The following is a 17,222-nucleotide window of genomic DNA, read 5'->3' on the forward strand; positions in this document are numbered from 1 at the left end:
CCCACTGCATTCAAGGGCGAGAAGCTGATTGGCGGTGTTGCGCAGATCTGCTTTTGACTTTAATTCCCACTGCATTCAAGGGCGAGAAGCTGATTGGCGGTGTTGCGCAGATCTGCTTTTGACTTTAATTCCCACTGCATTCAAGGGCGAGAAGCTGATTGGCGGTGTTGCGCAGATCTGCTTTTGACTTTAACTCCCACTGCATTCAAGGGAGAGAGTCTGATGTGGGTGTTGCACGGATCTGCTTTTGCCTTTAGTCCCCTCTCCCTTTGGGAGAGGGCTAGGGTGAGGGTGCTTTTGATTTTGAAAGAAAAGTGTACGGTCACTTTTGGCGCGTTCTGTTACTTATTATTTCTTCCTTCGTTGTCTAAACTCCCCAGTCCCCTGTATCTGCCTTTGAGCTGCCTTCATGCCTGCCGCACGCCGTTTTCCGCTTCAACTGATCGGTGCTTTTTTTGCCTTGTACGTCATCTGGGGCTCGACCTATTTGGCCATCCGCATCGGTATCGAATCCTGGCCGCCGTTGATGATGGCCGGCGTGCGTTTCCTTATCGCGGGCAGCTTGATGTACGTCTATATGCGCTGGCGCGGAGCACCTTCACCCACAGCCATCCAGTGGCGCTCGGCAGCCATGATCGGCTTTCTGCTGCTGGCCTGCGGCAATGGCGGCGTCACGCTGGCCGAACATTCCGGCGTGGCGTCAGGCGTCGCCGCTCTGGCTGTAGCCACTGTGCCCTTGTTTACGCTGCTGTTCGGTTACTTCTGGGGCGCACGTAATACCCGCTTGGAATGGGCGGGCATCATTCTCGGATTGATCGGCATCGGCATGCTCAACCTGGGTTCCAACCTGCAAGCCAGTCCGATAGGCGCCGCGATGGTGATTTTTGCCGCCGCCGCGTGGGCATTCGGCTCGGTGTGGAGCCGACACTTACCACTGCCCGTCGGGCCGATGGCCAGCGCTGCTGAAATGCTCGCCGCAGGAGCCATGCTGCTGGCGGCGAGCTTGCTCAGTGGCGAGCGCATGACCCAAATGCCCACCGCTGCTGGCTGGGGTGCGCTGCTGTATCTGGTGTTCTTCGGCTCAATCATCGCCTTCAGTGCGTATATGTACCTGTTGAAAAACGTGCGCCCGGCCGCTGCCACCAGCTACGCCTACGTCAACCCGGCCGTGGCCGTTATGTTGGGCATTGCCTTCGCCGGTGAAACCATCGGTGTGGAAGAGTGCTTGGCGATGGCGGTCATCATCAGCGCCGTGGTGTTGATCGGGTTGCCGCAGTGGCGTAAGAAGAATCCCGCATGAATTAGGGTAAACTGCGCGCCATTGCACCTCTGCGCTGACCTTTTTCGACGGTATTCCCATGACATTCGCCACCCTTGGCCTCATCGAACCCTTGCTGCGCGCCCTTGAGGCGCTCGGCTACAAGACCCCAACCCCGGTTCAGGCCCAAGCGATCCCCGCAGTGCTGGCGGGCCGTGACCTGATGGCCGCGGCTCAGACCGGCACCGGCAAAACCGCGGGTTTTGCCCTGCCGTTGTTGCAGTCGCTGACCATGGAAGGGCCGAAAGTCGCCAGTAACATGGTGCGTGCACTGGTACTGGTGCCGACCCGTGAACTGGCCGAACAGGTGCACGAGAGCATCCGCCAATACGCCGAACACCTGCCGTTGAGCACCTATGCGGTGTACGGCGGTGTCAGCATCAACCCGCAAATGATGAAAATGCGCAAAGGCGTTGATGTGCTGGTGGCCACACCGGGTCGTCTGCTCGATCTGTATCGTCAAAAAGCCATCAAGTTCACGCAACTGCAAACGCTGATTCTTGATGAAGCTGACCGCATGCTTGACCTTGGCTTTACAGAAGAGCTGAAGGATATTTACCGCGTACTGCCGAAGAAGCGCCAGACCCTGCTGTTCTCGGCGACGTTCTCTGACCCGATTCGCCTGTTGGCCGAGCAGATGCTCGACAACCCGCTGAGCATCGAAGTCAGCCCGCGCAACGTGGCGGCCAGCAGCGTCAAGCAGTGGATCATTCCGGTGGATAAAAAGCGCAAGCCGGAGCTGTTTTTGCACCTGCTGCGCACCCAGCACTGGAAGCAGGTACTGGTATTCGCCAAGACCCGCAATGGCGTGGACGAGTTGGTCGGCAAGCTTCAAGCCTTGGGTATCAATGCCGATGGCATTCACGGCGACAAGCCTCAAGCGACCCGTCAACGGGCACTGGATCGTTTCAAGGCCAGCGAAGTGCAGATTCTGGTGGCGACCGATGTGGCAGCCCGTGGCCTGGACATCGAAGACTTGCCGTTGGTGATCAACTTCGACATGCCGATTGTGGCGGAAGACTACATCCACCGTATCGGCCGTACGGGCCGTGCGGGGCAGAAGGGCGAAGCCATTTCGTTTGTGTGCGCCGATGAAGTGAACATGCTGTCGGCCATTGAAATGCTGACCCGCCAGACCTTGCCGCGCCATGAGCAGCAGGACTTCGAGCCTGAGCACCGTGTGCCCGAGACCGATGCCAGCGGGCAGGTGATCAAAAAACCGAAGAAGCCTAAGAAGCCGAAAACTTCGGGCGGTGGTGGTAAGCGTAACCTGGGCAAGTGGGTCGACAGCGGTGAAGCTGCGCCGTCCGAGCCATCGGTCAAACCGGTGCGCAAAGTGCCTGTATTCAACACCGGCCCGCGCAAGCGCAAGCCTTAAGCGTTAAGCCAGCTTAAAACCCCCAACGCGGCGGCGCGCCCACTGGCAAAACAGCCTGTGAGCAAATAGCCGCCGGTGGGGGCTTCCCAATCGAGCATTTCGCCTGCGCAGAAGACGCCGGGTAATGGCTTGAGCATCAGGTTTTCATCCAGCGCCTCAAATCGAACGCCTCCCGCACTGCTGATGGCCTCGTCCAGTGGTCGCGCCTTCACCAGTTTGAGCGGTAGGGCTTTAATCGCTTTGGCCAGTCGTGCCGGCTCGTTGAAGACATCAGCGGGGGCCAGCTCACGCAACAGCGCCGCTTTCACGCCATCAAGTCCCAACTGGCTGTGCATATGTTTGCTCATCGAGCGCGAGCCGCGAGGCTTGGCCAGTGCGGCGGCTACTTTATCCACAGGCTTGCCCGGCAGCAGGTCGATCAAGATCGTTGCGCTGCCCTGTTGGTGGATAGTTTCTCGAATCGGTGCCGACCAGGCGTATATCAAACTGCCTTCAATCCCGCTGGCGGTAATTACGCACTCGCCCAACCGCGGGGCGTGGTGCTCCAGAGCGATGGCGATATTTTTCAGCGGTGCCCCGGCGAATTTATTGCGCAGCACCTCACTCCAACCTTGCACATCAAAGCCGCAGTTGCTCGGCTGCAGGGGGGCCAACTCGACATTGCGCTCAGCCAACAGCGGCATCCATGCGCCGTCGGAACCCAGTCTGGCCCAACTGCCGCCGCCCAGCGCCAGGATGACCGCATCGGGTTTGCAGCGCTTTTCGCCTTCGGGGCTGTCGATGCGCAACTGACCCTCAGCGTCCCAACCCAGCCAGCGATGGCGGGTGTGGATAACCACACCGCTGTCGCGCAATCGCTTGAGCCAGGCGCGCAGGAGCGGGGCGGCTTTCATGTCGGTGGGGAAGACACGGCCTGAGCTGCCGACGAAGGTTTCAATACCCAAGTCGTGAATCCACTGGCACAGGGCATCCGCGTCGAACGCCCGCAGCAGCGGGGCTATCTGCGGGGCACGTTCGGCATAGCGGGACAGGAAGGCCGGGTAGGCTTCGGAGTGGGTGATGTTCATGCCGCCCACGCCCGCCAGCAAAAACTTGCGGCCCACGGACGGCATGCTGTCGTAGAGGTCCACCTTTACGCCTGCCTGGCTCAACACTTCGGCGGCCATTAAACCGGCGGGGCCCCCGCCAATAATGGCGACATGAGGGGACGCAGAGGAGGTGGGCTGAGTCATGACAAGGCTGCAAATCGGCGAAATAAGTCGGGCATTCTACCTGAGTGCGTCAAACCCTGTAGCCGCTGCCGCAGGCTGCGATAGGGCCGAAGGGGCCTTGCTAAAGCGGGGACGCTACGCATCCCATCGCAGCCTGCGGCAGCGGCTACAAGAATTGACCAGCAGCTGTACGAAAAACATACAGTGCTGTGCAGGCTATACGCGCTGTGGCCTGCGAGGGCTTTCACTCAGGTTATCCACAGGCAGTTCCACAGGCATTGTGGGTAAAAAATCACGCCTCAATGACACCCTGATGACAGCCAGACCTTTTGTGCGCTGTGATGCAAGATGCCATGACGCCGTGCCAGGGCTTCGCGGTCTTTGCTGTAACCCCCGCCAATCACGCCGACCACCGGAATATCGCGGCCCAGGCAATGACGCATCACGCGCTCATCGCGCTCGGCGAGGCCCGCATCCGTCAACTTCAAATAACCCAGCGCATCGTCCTTGTGCACGTCGACCCCGGCGTCATACAGCACCAGATCCGGCTGGTACAACGGCAACAGGTAATTCAGCGCCTCGTCGACCACTTGTAAATAGTCGGCATCACCCATACCCATCGGCAAGCCGATGTCCCAATCGCTTTGCGCCTTGCGCGCCGGAAAGTTCTTTTCGCAGTGCAGGGAAACCGTAATAGCGTCTGGCGTCTGCTCAAGGATGCGCGCTGTACCGTCGCCTTGATGCACATCGCAGTCGAAAATAAGCACGCGATTGACCCGGCCACTTTCCAGCAGGTAGCGACTGATGACTGCCAGATCATTGAAGATGCAAAACCCCGCCGGGTGGTCGTAATGCGCGTGATGAGTGCCGCCCGCCAAGTGGCAAGCCAGCCCATGCTCAAGGGCTTGTTCGGCGGCCAACAGTGACCCGCCCACTGCGCGAATCGTGCGACGCGCCAGGGCTTCGCTCCAGGGCAGGCCCAGACGGCGTTGATCTTCACGCGCCAACTCCCCGGCCATATAGCGCTCGATGTAGGCGCGGTCATGGGCCAGCGCGAGGATATCCACAGGGCACAGTTCGGGGCGCAACAGGTCGACTTCACGGGTCAACCCGGTGTCGATCAGGTGATCACGCAACAAACGGAACTTGTCCATCGGAAAGCGGTGCTCTGCCGGGAATTCAGGGCTGTAATCATCGTGGTATATCAGCGGTACAGGCATAGGGAATTCACGTCTGAGCGAGCGCGGAATATTAACAGCGCTGTACACTGCTCAACAGTTGAAAAGCCCGGTCATCAATCGGAGAGGCCTGATGGAGCAGATCAAAGAACTCGAAAGCCCTCGGTTGTTGTTGCGCCCCTGGCGCGACACCGATTTGCCTGAGTTCGCTGCGATGTGTACGGACCCTCAGGTGATGCGCTATTTTCCTGCGCACTTGAGCCGCCTCGAAAGCGCCGCTTTCATAGGCCGCATGCGCGGCCATTTTGCTGAGCATGGTTACGGTTTCTGGGCGTTGCAACGCAAGGATTCCGGCGAGTTCATTGGCTTCACCGGGCTGGCGAATGTCAATTTTGCCGCTGCCTTTACCCCGGCGGTCGAAATTGGCTGGCGACTGGCGCGAGAACACTGGGGGTTGGGGTACGCCAGCGAGGCGGCCTGGGCGGCGTTGCGCTGCGGGTTTGATCGTTTGGCGCTGGATCAGGTGGTGTCTTTCACCAGTGAGGCAAATCTGCCGTCGCAAAAGGTCATGCAAGCGATTGGCATGCACCGCGACCGCGCAGGTGATTTTGAACACCCGCGCCTGCCTGAAGGGCATCCATTAAGGTCGCATGTGCTGTACCGCATTTCGCGGGCACAATGGCTGGAAACCCTGCACGGGTAGGTCGATGTAGAGCGACGCAAGTCGGAATTTTGTTGAGCGTCGTCCTCCGATGTACGGCGCTATTGCTTTGTGTGAGGAGAATCGGAATGAGCCAAGTGTTGGATGATCTGGTCAATTTGCTGACGCTGGAGCCGATCGAAGAAAACCTCTTTCGTGGCAGCAGTCAGGACTTGGGCTTTCGCCAGTTGTTCGGCGGTCAGGTGCTTGGGCAATCGCTGTCGGCCATGAGCCAGACGGTTGAAGACGCCCGCCATGTGCATTCTATGCATGGCTATTTTTTGCGCCCCGGCGATGCCAGCCTGCCCGTGGTTTATCAGGTTGACCGGGTACGCGACGGCGGCAGTTTCAGCACCCGTCGGGTAACGGCCATTCAGAAGGGCCAGCCGATTTTCACCAGCAGCGCTTCGTTCCAGTACGACGAAGTGGGGTTTGAGCATCAGACGTCAATGCCCGACGTCGTTGGCCCAGAAAACCTGCCCTCCGAGCTGGAGATGATTCGCCAGCGAGCGCACCTGATTCCGGAGTCGATGCGCGAAAAATTGCTGTGCGCAAAACCGATCGAGTTTCGCCCGATCGTTGGCGAAGATCCGTTCAACCCTGCGGTCTCTGACCCAATCAAATACGTGTGGTTTCGTGCCGACGGCTCGCTGCCCGATACCCCGGCCTTGCACAAATACTTGCTGGCCTATGCGTCGGACTTCGGCTTGCTGACGACCTCGTTGCTGCCCCACGGCAAAGGCGTATGGCAAAAAGACATGCAAGTTGCCAGCCTCGACCACGCCCTGTGGTTTCATGCCGATTTGCGTGCCGATGACTGGTTGCTCTACGCGATGGACAGTCCGTGGGCGGGCAACTCGCGCGGATTCTCCCGTGGCAGCGTGTATAACCGTGCGGGCCAACTGGTTGCATCGGTGACTCAGGAAGGTCTGATTCGCCATCGCAAGGACTGGGCATGAGGCTCAAAGACATCCGCCATTGGGTGTTTGACATGGATGGCACTTTGACCGTTGCCGTGCATGACTTTGCCGAGATTCGCCGGGCGTTGGGCATCCCGCCTGATGAGGATATTCTGACTCATCTCAGTGCTTTGCCTGCGGCGCAAGCCGCGGCCAAACACGCATGGTTACTTGAGCATGAGCGGGAGCTGGCCAAGGCCTCCACGGCTGCACCCGGCGCGGTTGAACTGGTGCGCGATCTGGCTGCGCGGGGTTATCGCCTTGGAATATTGACGCGCAATGCGCGGGAGTTGGCGCTGATCACCCTGCAGGCCATTGGCCTGGCCGACTGCTTTAAGCCTGAAGATGTGCTGGGGCGTGAGTGTGCGGTGCATAAACCTGACCCGGACGGCCTGCTGAAACTGGCGCGGTCGTGGCAGGTGGAGCCTGCCCGGATGGTGATGGTGGGCGATTATCGTTTTGACCTCGACTGCGGGCGTGCGGCGGGCTGTAAAACCGTGCTGGTCAACGTGCCGGTCAATCCCTGGCCGGAACTGACCGACTGGCATGTGCAGGACTGCTATGAACTGCATGCGTTGTTTACATCCCCGTAGCAGCTGCCGAAGGCTGCGTCCGATTGCGCAGCGATCGTAATAATTAAGCCCCGGATCTTAATGGGACACTCAGGTGACTGAATTTACGATTGCTGCGCAATCGGACGTCGCCTGCGGCAACTGCTACGACGTCCGGCTCAGTGTCCGAACAACGCCTTTTGCCCCTCAGGTGAGGTGAACATCTGGTCGCCGTTGTGCCCAACGCCGGGCACTTCAACCAGCCGTTGATTGAGCCCCTGTGGATGGCGTTGAGTCAGGTATTCAACGTAATTCTTGCCGCGCACCAACCTGAACGCACCCTGTGCCTGCGCCTCGCAGCTTTTATCCAGCGCCGGGTGGTTGGGGTCGGTGTCCTTGGCGCCCAACAAGTAGGTGATATCGCGTTCTACGTAGGCCTGTTCAAGCGCCCGCCGCTTTTGCCCTTCTGCATACGCAGGCAGGCCTACAAGCCCGTATTTCCAGGTATTGAAGCCAGGGCAACTGGCTTGATCAAAGGTGGGAACTGGCCGCTGCGCAGTGAAATAAGCGTAGGAAGAAGGGTTGGCGACCACATAACGCACCTTGATGCCTTTGGCTTTCAACGCCGTATCGGCCTGAGTCGTCAATGCGTAGCGTTGCACCACTTGGGCACCGCCTGAATGCCCGGCAATCACCACTTCGCGCAACCCCGGGAAGCGTTTACGGTCGCCAAGGCGCTCAAGTATGTGATCCAGCGCCGCATATGAGCTGAGGGGGGAAGGCCCAAGGGCGGGAGCTCCGGCCATCCAGTCGTTACCCTGCCAGCGCAGCACGGCGTCCGGCAGGGCATGGCGGTTACTGTCGGTTTGATTAAGAAACTGCGGCGCGATGATCAAGGTTGTGGATAACTGTCCGGCCTGTGTCGCAGCCTGTTCGGCGCTGTGCAGGTAGGTCTGTGCATTGCGCAAGCGCCCGTGAATGACAATCAGCGCCCGTTGCACGTCGGGCAGAGGGTGTTTCCAGTCCTGACTGACGCCGACTTTCAATTCGCTGGCACCGATTTTCATAGCCTCGGGGCTGAGTTCTTTAACCCCATGTTCGGCTGCTTGAACGCTACAACACACCACCATCCACACCATCATTGAAGCGAACAAGCGTGTAGCCATTTAGAGGTTCCTTGCTGAAAACGTGTCGCATCGATTGATATTGCCTTGAGCAAAGCCAGTCTTGAACCACTTGACCCGCTGCGCCGAAGTGCCGTGGGTGAAAGAGTCCGGCACGACGCGGCCACGGCTTTGTTGTTGCAGGCGATCATCACCAATGGCATTGGCGGCGTTCAGCGCCGACTCAATGTCGCCGGGTTCCAGCCAGTTATGGCGCTTTTGCGCCAGATTCGCCCACACCCCGGCAAAACAGTCGGCTTGCAGCTCCTGACGCACCAACAACCCGCCGTCACCTTCCATGCGCCGACCTTGCTGACGGGCCATCTGCATTTTTGAGGAGATGCCCAGCAAGGTTTGCACGTGATGGCCCACTTCATGGGCAATCACATAGGCTTGCGCGAAGTCGCCCGAAGCTTTGAAGCGCTGCGCCATTTCCTGGAAGAAACTCATGTCCAGGTACACCTTCTGGTCTGCCGGGCAATAGAATGGACCACTGGCTGCCGTGGCATAGCCGCAGGCCGAGCCGACCTGCCCGCGAAACAGCACCAGGGTCGGGTTTTTATAGTGGCGGCCCGACTGCTGAAAAATCTGTGCCCAAGTGTCTTCGGTATCGCCCAGCACGGCGCGAACAAAATCGGCTTGTTCGTCATTGGCCGGCGGCGCATGCCCGGCTTGCTGAGTCACTTGGGGAGCAGATTGCTCGGTCATCTGGCCGCTTAATTGCCCGAGAATCTGCATGGGGTCCTGGCCGGTCAGCAGGCCGAAGCCGACAATCACGACCACGGCCATCAGGCTCAATCCTTTGCCGCCCCCGAAACGCATGCCTCCACCGCCGCCAGTGCTTTGATCGCGCACGTCTTCAACGTTGTCGCTACGGCGGCCTTTTTTCCACAGCATGGAGGAATCCTCTAATAAATCGTGTCTATAAGTGTTGTTGCTGAGACCTGACTGCGCCAGCCCGGTCGTCAGACGTTTCCTCGGTGGAGTCTTCTTAAAAGACCCAAAGGGCTTATGACAGTTCCAGACCTTAGTCTCAAGTGGTTGAATAGCGCCTGAACCGCAGATCGCCCCGGAGTTGTTATCCCTGTGAATATAGATACCCGCATCAAATACCGTCATCTGGTGTGCTTTCTGGAAATGGCACGCCAAGGCAGTCTGGCGCGGGCGGCGGATGTGTTGGCGGTGAGTCAGCCGGCCATGTCCAAGACCCTCAAGGAGTTGGAAGCCTTACTCACGGTCAGCCTGTTTGTTCGCAGTAAAAACGGAATAAGCCTGACTGAGGCCGGGGTGGCCTTCCTGCGGTATGCGACGCCATCGGTGCAGGCGTTACGCGAAGGGGTCAATGCGCTGCGCGGCGGCGAATTTGCGGGCGGGGCGGTGCGCCTTGGCGTGCTGTCGACCGTCGAGAGTGTGTTGATACCCGAATTGGTGCGACGCCTGCATCAGCAGCATTCCTCATTGGTGGTCAGTGTGGTGACGGGACCCAGCGCCTATTTGCTCTCGCAATTGCGGGTAGGGGATGTGGATCTGGTGGTCGGGCGAATGACCGACAGCCCGGAAATTCAGGGTATGAATTTTGAACACCTGTATAGCGAGTCCATGACGCTGGTGGTGCGAGCCGGGCACCCATTGGCGCGCCAACCGCTGGATCGCAGCCTGCTGGAAAACTACCCCTTGGTCGTGCCTTTAGCCAATACGACCATCCGGGCGTATGCCGACAGCTTGTTCGTGCAATGCGGCATCAACCCGTCCCGTCAGCGCCTGGAAACGCTGTCCGTGACCCTGAGCCGCCGTTATGTGCTGTGTAACGACGCCGTCTGGATTGCGCCGCTGGATGCGGTTCGACTGGATCTGGCCAGTGGCGAGTTTCACGAACTGGACGTGGGACAGCGAGAGCCGGGCGGTTCTATCGGTATTTGTCGCAACGCCCACGTGCCCGTCTCGTTGGCTGCGCAAGGGTGCATCGAAGTGTTGCGTGAGCTGGGGCAGGCGTATGCCGCAGGGGTTTATCCATAACTGAATGGTTATGGATGGCCCTGGCCTTTTCAGTAGTCCTTGTTGACCTGTTGTTTAAACTGCTGGCTTACCGTGCAGCCAATAAAAACAACAGGAGATCGACATGTCTGATGCAGACAGCCGGCGCTTTGTCATTCGTGACCGCAACTGGCACCCCAAAGCTCTGACCCCGGATTACAAAACCTCCATTGCCCGTTCCCCGCGTCAAGCGTTGGTGAGTATCCCGCAATCGGTCAGCGAAACCAGTGGGCCTGATTTTTCCCATCTGCGCTTCGGCCAGTTCGACAACGATCTGCTGCTCAATTTCAACAATGGCGGGTTGCCTATCGGAGAACGCATTCTGGTCGCGGGCCGGGTCTGCGATCAATACGGCAAGCCGATTCCCAATACGTTGGTGGAAATGTGGCAAGCCAACGCCGGTGGGCGCTATCGCCACAAGAATGACCGTTACCTGGCACCGCTTGACCCCAATTTCGGCGGTGTCGGTCGCACCCTGACTGACAGTCAGGGCTACTACAGCTTTCGCACGGTCAAACCCGGCCCGTACCCGTGGCGCAATGGCCCGAATGACTGGCGTCCGGCGCATATTCACGTGTCGGTCAGTGGCCCGTCGATTGCGACACGTTTGATTACCCAGCTGTATTTCGAAGGCGATCCGTTGATCCCGATGTGCCCGATCGTCAAGTCGATTGCCAACCCCGAAGCGGTGCAAAGCCTGATCGCCCGTCTGGACATGGGCGCTGCCAACCCGATGGATTGCCTGGCCTACCGCTTCGACATCGTGCTGCGCGGTCAGCGCCAGACTCACTTCGAAAATCGCTGAGGAGCCCTATCATGCCTATCGAACTGCTACCCGAAACCCCTTCGCAAACGGCTGGCCCTTACGTGCATATCGGTCTGGCGCTGTCCGCTGCCGGTAATCCGTCGCGTCCCGAAGAAATCTGGAACGAAATGGCCAAGCCCGGCTCGCCGGGTGAGCACATTGTGCTGCTGGGCCATGTCTATGACGGTAATGGCCATCTGGTGCGCGACTCATTTCTTGAGCTGTGGCAAGCCAACCATGAAGGGCGCTACGACGAAGCATTTGATTCGGAAAAGACGTTCAACAGTTTTGGCCGCACTGCCACCACCTTTGATGCCGGCGAGTGGACGCTTAATACCATCAAGCCTGGCGTGGTAAACACGGCTGCCGGTGTGCCGATGGCGCCGCATATCAACGTGTCGCTGTTTGCCCGTGGCATCAACATCCATTTGCAGACGCGCCTGTATTTCAGCGACGAGCCTGAGGCCAACGCGAAGTGCCCGGTGCTCAATCTGATTGAGCAGCCGCAACGGCGTGAAACTTTGATCGCACAGCGCTGCGAAGTGAATGGCAAACCGGCTTACCGATTTGATATTTATATTCAGGGTGCGGGCGAAACGGTGTTTTTCGATTTTTAAAGCTCAACCACGCGCGCGGCGTTGCTGCCACGCTGCGGCCAGCCCGCTGAGGCAGATAATGGCGATGCCGATGCGGGCTGACAGGTCGGGCATGTGGCCAAATAGAAACCATCCCAAAATGCCGGAGAACACAATCTGGCAATAGCTGAACGGTGCCAGCAGCGCCGGTGCAGCGACCCTGAAAGATTGCGTGAGCAGCAAGTGCGCGGTCATGCCCAAGGTGCCCAGCGCGAGCATGGCCAGGCCATTGATAAACGTGGGTGTCTGCCAGAAAAAAGGCACCAGCGCGCTCATCACGATTGCATTGAACAGCCCGGCAAAGAAGTTGCTGGTGGTCGGGCTGTCGTAAGCGCTGAGTTTGCGCGTCAGGATCTGGTAGCAGCAGAAGCAAAGCGCCGCAGCCATCGGCAGCAACACCGCCGGCGTGAACAGCCCGCCGCCGGGATGGATGATCACCACCACGCCGATGAATCCGCAGACCACGGCCAGCCACTGGCCCTTCGATACCTTTTCGCCTAACAGCGGGCCGGACAATGCCGCCACCAGCAACGGCGCGATAAAGTTGACGGCGGTGTTTTCCGCCAATGGGATAAACAGCAATCCGTAGGTGAAGAACAACCCCGACCCCAACAGACAGATGGCCCGCAGCGCTTGCAGCAGGGGCCGGGTGCTGCGCAATACACTCAGCCCTGACTGGGGAAGGAAAATCCCCGCCATCAAGACGGTGTGCACCAGATAGCGCGCCCACACCACCATCACCACGGGGTAGATTCCACTGAGGTATTTGGACAGTGCGTCGTGGCTGGAAAACAGCGCAGTGGCTGTGACAATCAGCAGAATCCCCTTCAGAGGGTGGTTAACCCCTGAAAGTGGCGTTGGCAATGTCATCGAGCACCTCTATTGAAGGACGGCGTGTCGAGCGTCAGACAGCCTGACGCTCACAAGAGGTTCGATTAAGCTCGCGTATCAGACCTGCGGGATTTTTCGCGGAGCCATGAAGTACATCCAGACCAGCGCAATAAAATACATGCCTGGAATCATCGTGAACAACACGGTGTAGTTGTTGTTTGTGACAGTCAGCACATAGCCGACAAACTGGGTCATAAACATACCGCCGATGGCTGCGCACATGCCGCCAAAGCCGAACACCGTGCCCATCATGTGTTTGGGCGTGTAGTCCATGACCATGCTCCACACGTTGGCCGTCCAGGCTTGGTGCGCGCCCAGCGCCAGGGCAATGGCACCCACGGCCATCCAGAGGTCGCTGGAACCGGCGGCCAAGACCACACCAATAATGGCAATGGCGCACAACAGCATCGACACCAGTCGCGCCTTGACTGCCGCCATGCCCCGTTTGATCAAGACCGAAGACAGAATGCCGCCACCCACGCTGCCGAAGTCGGCGGTGATGTAGATGATGATCAGCGGAATACCCATCTGCGTGACGCTGATGCCCAGGTTGTATTGCTGGTTGAGGAAAGGCGGCAACCAATACAGGTAAAACCAGAACACCGGCGCGGTCATCGCGTATGACAGGGCAAAGGCCCACGTACCACGCATCTTCAGGATGCTGGAGAACGAAACGGTGGTTTGCTCCGGCTCTTTTTCTTGCTGGATGTAGGCCAGTTCCTCTTTGGAAACGGTGGGGTGGTCTTCAGGGTTGAAGTACTTCAAGCCCCAGAAGATCAGCCAGATACCACCCAGCGCAGACATGCACAGAAACGCAGCCTGCCAACCCCACACATGCAGCACCAGTGGCAGCATCATGGGAGTAAACATGGCGCCCACGTTCGTCCCGGCATTGAAGATACCGCTGGCCACCGCACGTTCCTGGGCGGGGAACCACAGACGCGTGGTTTTTACGCAGGCCGGGTAGTTGGCGGCTTCGGTCACGCCGAGAATAAAGCGGCAGATCATAAAGCCGACGGCTGAGGTGGCCAGACCATGCGCGCCCGTGGCCAGGCTCCATAGCAGCACGGCGCAGAAGAACACACGCTTGACGCCGATGCGGTCAATCAAGCGGCCTTGCAGGACGAAGCCTATGGCATAGCCGACCTGAAACCAGAAGTTGATGTTGGCGTAATCCATCGCCGTCCAGCTCATCTCTTTGGCCAGAACCGGTTGCATCACGCCGAGGGCAGCGCGGTCGATAAAGTTCAGCGTGGTGGCGAAAAAGACCAGCGCGAGCATTCCCCAGCGGGTCTTGCCGCTTGCCATGGCACCGCGGATCTTGCCGCCGAAACCGGCGTGCGGAACACTTTGGGCAGGCGTGGTACGTGCAGTCTGAGAAGGGACCATGAGGTGTTTACCCGTTTCTTGGAATTGTTTTTTGGTGTGGCGCATGTGCAGCACGTCATACGGGTTTGATGGTGGCGACTGGATAAAAAACCGTCAATTCACGACAGGGCATTTTGTTCGATAATCGCACATAAAACTAACCGGTTGGTACACAGTGATTGCTCAATAATAGAGCGCCCTTAATAATCAAGCTATCAACACATGCCAGCGTCTACCGGGAGTTATAAATGAAGCGCTCGATTGCCACTGTTTCCCTGAGCGGCACCCTGCCGGAAAAGCTGGACGCTATTGCGGCGGCGGGTTTTGACGGGGTCGAAATCTTCGAGAATGACCTGTTGTATTACGACGGCAGCCCGCGTGAAGTGCGCCAGATCTGTGCTGATCTGGGCTTGACCATCAGTCTGTTCCAGCCTTTTCGGGACTTTGAAGGCTGCCGCCGTGACCGGCTGGCGCGCAATCTGGATCGCGCAGAGCGCAAGTTCGATTTGATGCAGGAGTTGGGCACTGATCTGGTGCTGGTGTGCAGTAACGCGGCCGCCGATTCAGTCGGCGACCGGCAGATCCTGCTGGATGACCTGAGCCTGCTGGCCGAGCGTGCGGGCGCGCGCGACTTGCGCATTGGCTACGAAGCGCTGGCGTGGGGACGCCATGTCAACACGTGGCAACAGGTCTGGGACCTGGTTCGCCAGATCGATCACCCGAATCTGGGCGTGTTGCTCGACAGCTTCCACACCTTGTCGCTCAAAGGGGATCCGAGTGGGATTGCACAGATCCCCGGTGACAAAATCTTCTTTGTGCAAATGGCCGACGCGCCGATTCTGGCCATGGACGTGCTGGAGTGGAGTCGCCATTTCCGCTGTTTTCCGGGGCAGGGCGAGTTCGACTTGCCGGGCTTTTTGGCACCGATCATTGAAAGTGGCTACACCGGGCCGTTATCGCTGGAAATCTTCAACGATGGTTTTCGCGCTGCACCGACCCGTGCCAATGCGGCAGACGGGTTCCGTTCATTGCTGTACCTGGAAGAGAAAACCCGCGCGCGGCTGATTGAACAGGCCGCTCCGGCGCCCGCCCTTGAGCCGTTGTTCGCGCCGCCCAAGGCCAGCGACTACGACGGTATCGAGTTTCTGGAGTTCGCGGTGGATGAAAGCCAGGGTGCCAAACTGAGCCACTGGTTGGAGCGTTTGGGGTTCAGCAAAGCGGGGCAGCATCGCTCCAAAAATGTCAGTTTGCTGCGTCAGGGCGACATTAATTTGATCCTCAATGCCGAGCCTTATTCGTTTGCGCATAATTTCTTTGAAGCCCACGGCCCTTCGTTGTGTGCCACGGCGATACGGGTGCAGGACAGTGCCAGCGCATTGGCGCGGGCGGTGGCCTACAAGGGCCAGCCCTATCGCGGGTTGGTCGGGCCCAATGAGCTGGAGCTGGCGGCCGTGCGTGCGCCTGATGGCAGCCTGATTTATCTGGTCGATAAAGACGCTGCCGGTAAACCGTTGTACGAGTCGGATTTCAACTTGAACCCTGGCGCGACACCGCAGGCCGGGCTCAAGCGTATCGACCATATGGCGATGGCGTTGCCGGCGGATAGCCTCGACAGTTGGGTGCTGTTTTACAAAAGCGTGCTCGATTTCGAGGCCGACGATGAAGTGGTGTTGCCCGACCCTTACGGTCTGGTTAAAAGCCGTGCGCTGCGCAGCCGATGCAGCTCGATCCGTCTACCGCTCAACATTTCCGAGAATAGAAACACGGCGATTTCCCATGCCTTGTCGAGTTATCGCGGCTCGGGCGTGCACCACATTGCGTTTGAATGCGACGACCTGTTTGCCGAAGTCAGCCGGGCCAAAGAGGCGGGCGTACCGCTATTGGACATCCCGCTCAACTACTACGATGACTTGGCGGCCCGTTTTGATTTTGATGATGAGTTTTTGAGCGAGCTGGCCTATTACAACGTGTTGTATGACCGTGACGCCAACGGCGGCGAGTTGTTCCATGTGTATACCGAGCCGTTTGAAGGGCGTTTCTTTTTCGAGCTGTTACAGCGCAAAAACGGCTATGCCGGTTATGGTGCAGCCAATGTGGCGGTGCGTTTGGCGGCGATGGCCAAATCACGCAGTGGTGCGGTTCGCCAGACCAAGTTGTAAAGGCATGGGCTCATACGATTGGCGTCTTCCTTCGCAGGTCGGGGCGGCTCATAATCGCCGCCATCTTTCGATGGCCGTGAGCCTCCAATGACTTCTATACCAGAACCCGACGCGCAGGCTGCGGCTGCCGAGCCGCGTAAAAGCCGCAAGAACAACCCGCAAAAGACTCGGGAAAATATCCTGCAGGAAGCCTTGGTGGAGTTTGTCCAGCAAGGCTTGTCCGGTGCGCGGGTGGACGCCATCGCCGAGCGCACGCGCACCTCCAAGCGCATGATCTATTACTACTTCACCAGCAAAGAGCAGCTCTACGTCGAGGTTCTTGAGAAGTTATACGGGGACATCAGGGGCATCGAGAGCCAGATGCCTCTCGATGAACTAGAGCCGGTGCAGGCGATCCAGCGGCTGGTGGAGTTCACCTTCGATCATCACGATCAGCATGTCGATTTTGTGCGGATGGTCAGCGTCGAAAACATCCACAAAGGCGAATACATCAAGCGCTCGGAAGGGATCAAGGCGACCAACGACACGATTGTGCAGGCGCTTGACGGGATATTGCGCAGGGGCGTTGAGCAGGGTGTTTTTCGGCCAGGGCTTAATGCACTGGACGTTCACCTGCTGGTCAGTTCGTTCTGTTTTTATCGGGTGTCGAACCGCTATACGCTGGGAGAGATATTCCAGATCGACCTGTCGGATGATCAGATCAAACAGCGTCATCGGGAGATGATCAGTGACTCGGTGTTGCGCTATCTAAAAGCTTAAAAGCAGACCCTCACCCTAGCCCTCTCCCAGAGGGAGAGGGGACTTAAAGCAAAAGCAGATTTGCGTAATGACACAGATCCAGCTCCCTCTCCCAGAGGGAGAGGGGACTAAAA

The 17,222-nt window shown here is 58.5% G+C and carries 16 protein-coding genes; 10 read left to right on the top strand and 6 right to left on the bottom strand.

All coding sequences use genetic code 11. The annotated features are described in order from the left end of the window. Positions 1 to 409: 409 nt before the first annotated feature. Positions 410 to 1,300 carry a drug/metabolite exporter YedA gene (gene yedA, locus ACI7MX_RS10465; protein WP_405587005.1) on the top strand — a complete coding sequence of 297 codons (891 nt, stop codon included), beginning with the start codon at positions 410 to 412 and terminating at the stop codon, positions 1,298 to 1,300. A gap of 58 nt (positions 1,301 to 1,358) precedes the next feature. Next, entirely contained in the window at positions 1,359 to 2,696 is a 1,338-nt protein-coding gene (locus ACI7MX_RS10470; protein ID WP_122782238.1) for a DEAD/DEAH box helicase, read from the top strand. Here the strand turns inward: ACI7MX_RS10470 and ACI7MX_RS10475 are convergent. Together ACI7MX_RS10475 and ACI7MX_RS10480 are read right to left on the bottom strand one after the other, a co-directional pair. Further along, entirely contained in the window at positions 2,693 to 3,928 is a 1,236-nt protein-coding gene (locus ACI7MX_RS10475) for a TIGR03862 family flavoprotein (RefSeq protein ID WP_405587001.1), read from the bottom strand. The two genes, ACI7MX_RS10470 and ACI7MX_RS10475, sit on opposite strands and share 4 nt — an antisense overlap. A 278-nt stretch (positions 3,929 to 4,206) precedes the next feature. Next, on the bottom strand, positions 4,207 to 5,127 hold the full coding sequence (locus ACI7MX_RS10480) for a histone deacetylase (RefSeq protein ID WP_405586998.1): 921 nt from the start codon (positions 5,125 to 5,127) through the stop codon (positions 4,207 to 4,209). A 91-nt stretch (positions 5,128 to 5,218) separates the two neighbouring features. On the opposite strand from ACI7MX_RS10480, the gene ACI7MX_RS10485 reads away from it, so the two are divergent. From ACI7MX_RS10485 to ACI7MX_RS10495, 3 genes are all read left to right on the top strand, one after another. Then, complete coding sequence (locus ACI7MX_RS10485) at positions 5,219 to 5,788, top strand: GNAT family N-acetyltransferase (RefSeq protein ID WP_314484599.1); 570 nt, start codon at positions 5,219 to 5,221, stop codon at positions 5,786 to 5,788. An 86-nt stretch (positions 5,789 to 5,874) separates the two neighbouring features. Then, entirely contained in the window at positions 5,875 to 6,744 is an 870-nt protein-coding gene (gene tesB, locus ACI7MX_RS10490; protein WP_314484601.1) for an acyl-CoA thioesterase II, read from the top strand. Next, positions 6,741 to 7,337, top strand: coding sequence for an HAD family hydrolase (locus tag ACI7MX_RS10495; RefSeq protein ID WP_405586994.1), 597 nt, complete (start codon positions 6,741 to 6,743; stop codon positions 7,335 to 7,337). Before tesB ends, ACI7MX_RS10495 begins: the two co-directional genes overlap by 4 nt. 137 nt (positions 7,338 to 7,474) lie before the next feature. Here the strand turns inward: ACI7MX_RS10495 and ACI7MX_RS10500 are convergent, their stop codons facing one another. Both ACI7MX_RS10500 and ACI7MX_RS10505 read right to left on the bottom strand, forming a co-directional pair. Next, positions 7,475 to 8,461 carry an alpha/beta hydrolase gene (locus ACI7MX_RS10500; RefSeq protein ID WP_405586991.1) on the bottom strand — a complete coding sequence of 329 codons (987 nt, stop codon included), beginning with the start codon at positions 8,459 to 8,461 and terminating at the stop codon, positions 7,475 to 7,477. Then, positions 8,462 to 9,355 (bottom strand): neutral zinc metallopeptidase, encoded by an 894-nt coding sequence (locus ACI7MX_RS10505; protein WP_405586988.1) that lies wholly within the window; start codon positions 9,353 to 9,355, stop codon positions 8,462 to 8,464. It lies immediately after the preceding gene. A gap of 189 nt (positions 9,356 to 9,544) precedes the next feature. On the opposite strand from ACI7MX_RS10505, the gene pcaQ reads away from it, so the two are divergent. From pcaQ to pcaG, 3 genes are all read left to right on the top strand, one after another. Beyond that, positions 9,545 to 10,474: a pca operon transcription factor PcaQ gene (pcaQ, locus tag ACI7MX_RS10510; protein ID WP_314484613.1), complete on the top strand. Its 930-nt coding sequence runs from the start codon at positions 9,545 to 9,547 to the stop codon at positions 10,472 to 10,474. 103 nt (positions 10,475 to 10,577) lie between these two features. Beyond that, positions 10,578 to 11,297 carry a protocatechuate 3,4-dioxygenase subunit beta gene (pcaH, locus tag ACI7MX_RS10515; protein WP_314484616.1) on the top strand — a complete coding sequence of 240 codons (720 nt, stop codon included), beginning with the start codon at positions 10,578 to 10,580 and terminating at the stop codon, positions 11,295 to 11,297. 11 nt (positions 11,298 to 11,308) lie between these two features. Then, positions 11,309 to 11,914 (top strand): protocatechuate 3,4-dioxygenase subunit alpha, encoded by a 606-nt coding sequence (pcaG, locus tag ACI7MX_RS10520; protein ID WP_314484619.1) that lies wholly within the window; start codon positions 11,309 to 11,311, stop codon positions 11,912 to 11,914. 3 nt (positions 11,915 to 11,917) lie between these two features. On the opposite strand, the gene ACI7MX_RS10525 is transcribed toward pcaG, so the two are convergent. Together ACI7MX_RS10525 and ACI7MX_RS10530 are read right to left on the bottom strand one after the other, a co-directional pair. Then, positions 11,918 to 12,802, bottom strand: coding sequence for a DMT family transporter (locus tag ACI7MX_RS10525; RefSeq protein ID WP_405586983.1), 885 nt, complete (start codon positions 12,800 to 12,802; stop codon positions 11,918 to 11,920). A 78-nt stretch (positions 12,803 to 12,880) separates the two neighbouring features. Then, positions 12,881 to 14,212 carry an MFS transporter gene (locus ACI7MX_RS10530; protein ID WP_405586980.1) on the bottom strand — a complete coding sequence of 444 codons (1,332 nt, stop codon included), beginning with the start codon at positions 14,210 to 14,212 and terminating at the stop codon, positions 12,881 to 12,883. A 227-nt stretch (positions 14,213 to 14,439) separates the two neighbouring features. On the opposite strand from ACI7MX_RS10530, the gene quiC reads away from it, so the two are divergent. Both quiC and ACI7MX_RS10540 read left to right on the top strand, forming a co-directional pair. Continuing rightward, on the top strand, positions 14,440 to 16,350 hold the full coding sequence (gene quiC / locus ACI7MX_RS10535) for a 3-dehydroshikimate dehydratase QuiC (protein ID WP_405586977.1): 1,911 nt from the start codon (positions 14,440 to 14,442) through the stop codon (positions 16,348 to 16,350). Between the two features lie 87 nt (positions 16,351 to 16,437). Beyond that, entirely contained in the window at positions 16,438 to 17,109 is a 672-nt protein-coding gene (locus ACI7MX_RS10540) for a TetR/AcrR family transcriptional regulator (RefSeq protein ID WP_314484636.1), read from the top strand. The last annotated feature ends 113 nt before the right edge of the window (positions 17,110 to 17,222 follow it).

It is taken from the genome of Pseudomonas sp. 2024-210, assembly GCF_045062345.1.
In the GTDB taxonomy this organism is placed as follows: Bacteria; Pseudomonadota; Gammaproteobacteria; order Pseudomonadales; family Pseudomonadaceae; genus Aquipseudomonas.

Coding starts and splice junctions, on each gene's coding strand:
- ACI7MX_RS10525 (WP_405586983.1), bottom strand. CDS start 12,802: ATGACATTGCCAACGCCACTTTCAGGGGTTAACCACCCTCTGAAGGGG.
- ACI7MX_RS10540 (WP_314484636.1), top strand. CDS start 16,438: ATGACTTCTATACCAGAACCCGACGCGCAGGCTGCGGCTGCCGAGCCG.
- ACI7MX_RS10495 (WP_405586994.1), top strand. CDS start 6,741: ATGAGGCTCAAAGACATCCGCCATTGGGTGTTTGACATGGATGGCACT.
- quiC (WP_405586977.1), top strand. CDS start 14,440: ATGAAGCGCTCGATTGCCACTGTTTCCCTGAGCGGCACCCTGCCGGAA.
- ACI7MX_RS10485 (WP_314484599.1), top strand. CDS start 5,219: ATGGAGCAGATCAAAGAACTCGAAAGCCCTCGGTTGTTGTTGCGCCCC.
- ACI7MX_RS10530 (WP_405586980.1), bottom strand. CDS start 14,212: ATGGTCCCTTCTCAGACTGCACGTACCACGCCTGCCCAAAGTGTTCCG.
- pcaG (WP_314484619.1), top strand. CDS start 11,309: ATGCCTATCGAACTGCTACCCGAAACCCCTTCGCAAACGGCTGGCCCT.
- ACI7MX_RS10475 (WP_405587001.1), bottom strand. CDS start 3,928: ATGACTCAGCCCACCTCCTCTGCGTCCCCTCATGTCGCCATTATTGGC.
- ACI7MX_RS10480 (WP_405586998.1), bottom strand. CDS start 5,127: ATGCCTGTACCGCTGATATACCACGATGATTACAGCCCTGAATTCCCG.
- pcaH (WP_314484616.1), top strand. CDS start 10,578: ATGTCTGATGCAGACAGCCGGCGCTTTGTCATTCGTGACCGCAACTGG.
- tesB (WP_314484601.1), top strand. CDS start 5,875: ATGAGCCAAGTGTTGGATGATCTGGTCAATTTGCTGACGCTGGAGCCG.
- ACI7MX_RS10500 (WP_405586991.1), bottom strand. CDS start 8,461: ATGGCTACACGCTTGTTCGCTTCAATGATGGTGTGGATGGTGGTGTGT.
- ACI7MX_RS10505 (WP_405586988.1), bottom strand. CDS start 9,355: ATGCTGTGGAAAAAAGGCCGCCGTAGCGACAACGTTGAAGACGTGCGC.
- ACI7MX_RS10470 (WP_122782238.1), top strand. CDS start 1,359: ATGACATTCGCCACCCTTGGCCTCATCGAACCCTTGCTGCGCGCCCTT.
- yedA (WP_405587005.1), top strand. CDS start 410: ATGCCTGCCGCACGCCGTTTTCCGCTTCAACTGATCGGTGCTTTTTTT.